Annotated in this window: 6 protein-coding genes; 5 read left to right on the top strand and 1 reads right to left on the bottom strand. The window is 67.8% G+C overall.

The genetic code is table 11. The features are described 5' to 3' along the window. The 4 genes from AB4Y84_RS12260 to AB4Y84_RS12245 form a co-directional block, all read left to right on the top strand. Positions 1-412: FCD domain-containing protein (locus AB4Y84_RS12260; protein ID WP_442250203.1), on the top strand; the 412-nt coding region annotated here is incomplete at its 5' end. A gap of 4 nt (positions 413-416) precedes the next feature. Beyond that, on the top strand, positions 417-1,556 hold the full coding sequence (gene lldD / locus AB4Y84_RS12255; RefSeq protein ID WP_442244565.1) for an FMN-dependent L-lactate dehydrogenase LldD: 1,140 nt from the start codon (positions 417-419) through the stop codon (positions 1,554-1,556). After that, entirely contained in the window at positions 1,553-3,259 is a 1,707-nt protein-coding gene (gene dld / locus AB4Y84_RS12250) for a D-lactate dehydrogenase (protein ID WP_442244566.1), read from the top strand. Before lldD ends, dld begins: the two co-directional genes overlap by 4 nt. Positions 3,260-3,326: 67 nt before the next feature. Then, entirely contained in the window at positions 3,327-4,202 is an 876-nt protein-coding gene (locus AB4Y84_RS12245) for a hypothetical protein (protein ID WP_442250202.1), read from the top strand. Between the two features lie 49 nt (positions 4,203-4,251). Here AB4Y84_RS12245 and AB4Y84_RS12240 read toward each other — a convergent pair whose 3' ends face one another. Beyond that, entirely contained in the window at positions 4,252-4,545 is a 294-nt protein-coding gene (locus AB4Y84_RS12240) for a hypothetical protein (RefSeq protein WP_428704981.1), read from the bottom strand. Positions 4,546-4,713: 168 nt separating this feature from the next. On the opposite strand from AB4Y84_RS12240, the gene AB4Y84_RS12235 reads away from it, so the two are divergent. Then, the coding region (locus AB4Y84_RS12235; protein WP_442250201.1) for a decarboxylase at positions 4,714-5,322 on the top strand (609 nt) is incomplete at its 3' end.

The following is a 5,322-nucleotide window of genomic DNA, read 5'->3' as shown; positions in this document are numbered from 1 at the left end:
GCGCGCCACCGACGAGGACCGCGCGCGCATCGCCCAGGCGTTCCAGACCATGATGGATGCGCATGGCAAGGACGACCCCGCCGGTGAGGCGCAGGCCGACGCGGCCTTCCACCTGTCCATCGCCGAGGCCTCGCACAACCTGGTATTGCTGCAGGTGATGCGCGGCCTGTTCGAACTGCTGCAGACCAATATCTCGCAGAGCCGCGAAAAGCTCTACACCTCGGCCAGGACCTTCTCGCCGCTGTCCGACCAGCATCGCGAAATGATGGATGCGGTGCTGGCCGGTGACCCCGAACGCGCGCGCGCCGCCGCGCATGCCCACCTCGAGTTCGTGCACACCACGCTGCGCACCCTCGATGACAACGAGGCCCGGCGTGCACGGGCTTCGCGTCTACCTTCCCCACACGGTTGACCCCATGATCATCTCCGCCTCCACCGATTACCGTGCCGCAGCCGAACGCCGGCTGCCGCCGTTCCTGTTCCACTACATCGATGGTGGCGCGTATGCCGAGCACACGCTGAAGCGCAACGTGTCCGATCTCTCCGACATCGCGCTGCGCCAGCGCGTCCTGCGCAACATGTCCGACCTGAGCCTGGAAACAGACCTGTTCGGCGAGAAACTGGCGATGCCGGTGGCACTGGCACCGGTTGGCCTGACCGGCATGTATGCCCGTCGCGGCGAAGTGCAGGCCGCGCGTGCAGCCGACAGCCGCGGCATTCCGTTCACGCTTTCCACGGTGTCGGTGTGCCCGATCGAAGAAGTCGCGCCGGCGATCCAGCGCCCGATGTGGTTCCAGCTGTACGTGCTGCGCGATCGCGGTTTCATGCGCAATGCGCTGGAGCGCGCGCAGGCGGCCGGTGTAACCACCCTGGTATTCACTGTCGACATGCCGGTGCCGGGCGCACGCTATCGCGACGCACACTCGGGCATGAGCGGTCCGAACGCTGCAATGCGCCGCATCGGCCAGGCCATCACCCATCCGCGCTGGGCGTGGGACGTGGGCCTGCGCGGACGCCCGCATGACCTCGGCAACATCTCCACCTACCGTGGCAACCCAACGGGCCTGGAGGACTACATCGGCTGGCTGGGCAGCAACTTCGATCCGTCCATTTCGTGGAAGGACCTGGAGTGGATCCGTGAGTTCTGGAAAGGCCCGATGGTGATCAAGGGCATCCTCGACCCGGACGATGCGCGTGAYGCGGTCGCGTTCGGCGCCGATGGCATCGTGGTCTCCAACCATGGCGGCCGCCAGCTCGACGGCGTGCTGTCCACCGCACGGGCGTTGCCGGCCATCGCCGACGCCGTGCAGGGTGACCTGAAGGTCCTCGCCGATTCCGGCATCCGCACCGGCCTGGACGTGGTGCGCATGCTGGCGCTGGGCGCCGACGCCGTGCTGCTGGGCCGCGCGTTCGTCTACGCTCTTGCCGCGCAGGGCGAGGCCGGCGTGGCCAACCTGCTGGACCTGATCGCCAAGGAAATGCGCGTGGCGATGACCCTGACCGGCGCGCATCGCATTGCCGATATCGGCCGTGATTCGCTGGTGCGCCTGCCATGAGTGATCGCGATACGGTGCTGGAACAGTTGCGTGCCGCGGTGGGGGACCTCCACGTACTGACCGGCGACAAGGCCACCCGTCGCTTCCGTCGCGGCTATCGCTTCGGTGACGGCCCGGTACTGGCGGTGGTGCGCCCGGGCACGCTGCTGGAACTGTGGCGTGTGTTGCAGGCGGCGGTGCAGGGCGGGGCCGCGATCATCCTGCAGGCGGCCAATACCGGCCTGACCGGCGGTTCCACCCCGGACGGCGATGACTATGGCCGGCCGATCGTGCTGGTCAGCACCCTGCGCCTGACCGGCATCCAGCTGTTGAATGAAGGCCGCCAGGTGCTGTGCCTGCCCGGCGCGACGCTGGACCGGCTGGAGCAGACGCTGGCGCCACTGGGCCGCGAGCCGCACTCGGTGATCGGCTCGTCGTGCATCGGCGCCTCGGTGCTGGGCGGCATCTGCAACAACTCCGGTGGCGCGCTGGTGCGCCGCGGCCCGGCCTATACCGAACTGGCGCTGTATGCGCAGGTCGACGCGCGGGGTGAACTGCAACTGGTCAACCATCTGGGCATCGCGCTGGGCGACACGCCCGAGCAGATCCTGCAACGCCTGCAGAGCGGTGACTACAGCGCCGCCGATGTCAGCGACGGTGATGGCCGTGCCGCCTCCGATCCGCGTTATGCCGAGGAAGTGCGCAAGGTCGATGCCGATACCCCGGCACGCTTCAACGCCGACCCCAGCCGCCATTTCGAGGCGGCCGGATCTGCCGGCAAGCTGGCGGTGTTCGCCGTGCGCCTGGATACCTTCGAGAAGGAGGCCGCCGAGGTCTTCTATATCGGCAGCAACCGCACCGGCAGCCTGACCGCGGTCCGCCGCCAGCTGCTGACCGGCTTCGAGCGCCTGCCCATCGCCGGCGAGTACATCCACCGGGATGCCTATGACATCGGCGAGCGCTACGGCAAGGACAGTTTCCTGCTGATCGACACGCTCGGTACCGCGCGCGTTCCGGCCGCATTCGCACTGAAGAGCCGGGTTGATGGCTGGTTCGAACGGCTGGGCCTGCGCGGTGTCACCGACCGCATGATGCAATTGCTGACCGGACTGCTGCCTTCGCACCTGCCCAAGCGCATGGGCGAGTTCCGCCAGCGTTACGAGCATCATCTGCTGCTGAAGGTGTCCGCACAGGATGCGGCTGCCACCGAGGCCTGGCTGCGCAGCTTCTTCAACGACCACGAAGGCGGCTACTTCCATTGCACGGCGGACGAAGGACGCAAGGCCTTCCTGCATCGTTTCGCGGTGGCCGGTGCGGCGGTGCGCTACCGCGAAGTGCATCGCGATCAGGTGCAGGACATCGTCGCGCTGGACATTGCGCTGCGCCGCGATGACGCCGACTGGTTCGAGCAGCTGCCGGCCGATATCGATGGGCGCCTGCTGCACAAGCTGTACTACGGCCATTTCCTGTGCCATGTGTTCCACCAGGACTACATCGCGCGCAAGGGTGAAGATCCGATGGCCATCGAGCATGCGATGTGGGCGTTGCTGGACCAGCGCGGCGCGGAGTACCCGGCCGAGCACAACGTCGGCCACCTGTATCCGGCCAAGCCGGCGCTGGCCGGCTTCTACCGCACGCTGGACCCGAGCAATACCTTCAACCCCGGCATCGGCCAGACGTCGAAGGCGAGGGGCTGGGGCAGCTGCGACTGCGACGGGCATTGAGCCGCAACGTGGCGCCTGCGCTACCATCGGTCTCTCGCAAGGACGTGCCGGTGCGCACAGGATGATCATGGTTTCCACGCGCATGGCTTACGCGCTGCTGTCTGTACTGCTGCTGCTGGCATCGTCGTTGCCTGCAGCGGCGGACGTTGCGCCCGTTCAACGGGACGCGGCAGGCAACCGGCTGGAGACGCTGCTGCTGCAGGGCGGGCAGGGACCGGACGGCCCGGAGCGCTACTGCACTGCTGATGGCCAGTGGTGCGTGCAGGCGCTGCCTTCAGCGGGCGAAGACCAGCCGGCCTCGCTGGAAGTTGCCGAGCGCGCGGATGCTGAAGGCGAGCCGCAGATGCGCTACGTGCCCATCGACGTGGTTGACGATGGCGACCTGCGGGTCTGGCCCTTCATCGTGCGCCTGGCGCCCGGCGCCGGGGCAGCCCAGGCCGTGGCCGATCCACAACAGGCCGCATTGCAGAACGTGCTCGTCGGCGGTCTGGTGGAGGCCCGTGCGATGTATTCCGGCGGCGGTGCCAGCGCATCGACCCTGCACCTGGCGCGCATCCGTCATCTTGACGATGGCATCCAGGTGGACGCCGACGTGCTGTCCGTTGCGTGGTCGGCCAACAAGATGATCCGGGCCTGTTTCAGCGAGCGCGATTTTGATCAGCGTGCCGGCGCCTGCCATGACGAGTACAGCTTCGATGCGGAACTTGCGCTGGCAACCGAAGCGCAGGACATGCCCGTACTGCGCTACCAGACCGGGGCCACCAACTATCCGGCCGGGGTATCACCGCAGCGGGACTCGCTGGCCAAGGGGCGGTTGACGAAGAAGGACCTGCGCACCGAACAGGATGCGCAATGCAGCTACACGCGCGCCTTCCGCTTCACGTCAGGGGCATACCAGCCGGACCAGCCGCTGCCGGAGTGCTCGGCCTACACCGAGCCCTGAACCATGGAGCCGGGCGCATACCCGGCTCTGCGCAACGGCCGTGACGCGCTTACTCGCAGCGGGTGGCGGTGATGATGTTGTCCTTGTCCACGAACACGCGCAGGCGGTCCTGGCGGATGTCCTTGGTGGTGATGGTGGCCGGGCCGATGGGGTTGACCATGCCGGCGCCGCTTTCGCTGGACAGGCGGCGGATGTTCGGCTCGTTGGCCGGCTGGCCGATGGCCCAGCCCAGCTGGCTGGCATCGCAGCGGCCACTGCCCCTGACCTCCGGGCCGGGAGTGCTGACACAGGCCGACAGCAACAAGGCCGAGGCGGGCAGCAACAGAGTCAGGCGGATGGTCATGCGGGCGCTCCTGCGCAGGGGATTGGCGGCACGATAGCACTGACCGCGCGAAACCCGGCAGCGTTCGGGTCATTGCCCGCGCGGCCGCCACACTGCATAGTGGCCGGCGTTGCCGGCAACGTGCCGGCGGGCAGGCCGGGCCACTCCGGTGCAGGTGTTGGGTCCGGTATGAGGTCAGGCAGTTTCCGTGGCAGGCAGAACGCAGTGAAGGCGACGGCAGTGCTGTCGTTGCTCTGCATGGCAGTGGCAGCCATGGCTGCCGAACCGACGCCAGCGCCGGCGGCCGAAGCGCCGGTATTTGGTGGCTGGCGCAACCTGCAGACCGAAGCCGGTTACCAGCCGGCGCAGCGCAACCTGGCGTTCGCGATGCTGCCGCAGGCCGCAACCCGTGGTGATCGCTTCGCCATCCTCGACCGTGAAGGCAAGCGCACGGTGTGCTGCCTGCAGGTGGCCAGCGAGTCGCTGGGTGTTGCCGCGCTGCGCGAGCAGTACCACCTGCCGCAGGCCGGGGTGACCGATCTGAGCAACGGCCGCAGCCCCGCGCGCCCGTATCTGCCGCATGTCTATGCGATGCAGCGGGTGGATGAACTGGCCGATTATGGTTTCGCCGATGTTGCCGGCGCCTACAGCGACCTGGGCGGGCTGCTGCTGCCCGACGCCGCCGCCTTGGCTGCCGATGGCACTGAAGTGCGCGTGGGCGAGGGCCATTATCGCCTGCAGTTCCACCGCCAGCCGCTGGCCGATGATGACGGCGCACTGGACCGGTACACCCTGCAG

Source organism: Stenotrophomonas sp. 2YAF22 (genome assembly GCF_052114665.1).
Lineage (GTDB): Bacteria > Pseudomonadota > Gammaproteobacteria > Xanthomonadales > Xanthomonadaceae > Stenotrophomonas > Stenotrophomonas indicatrix.
This window is presented reverse-complemented; position numbering and strand designations above follow the sequence as displayed.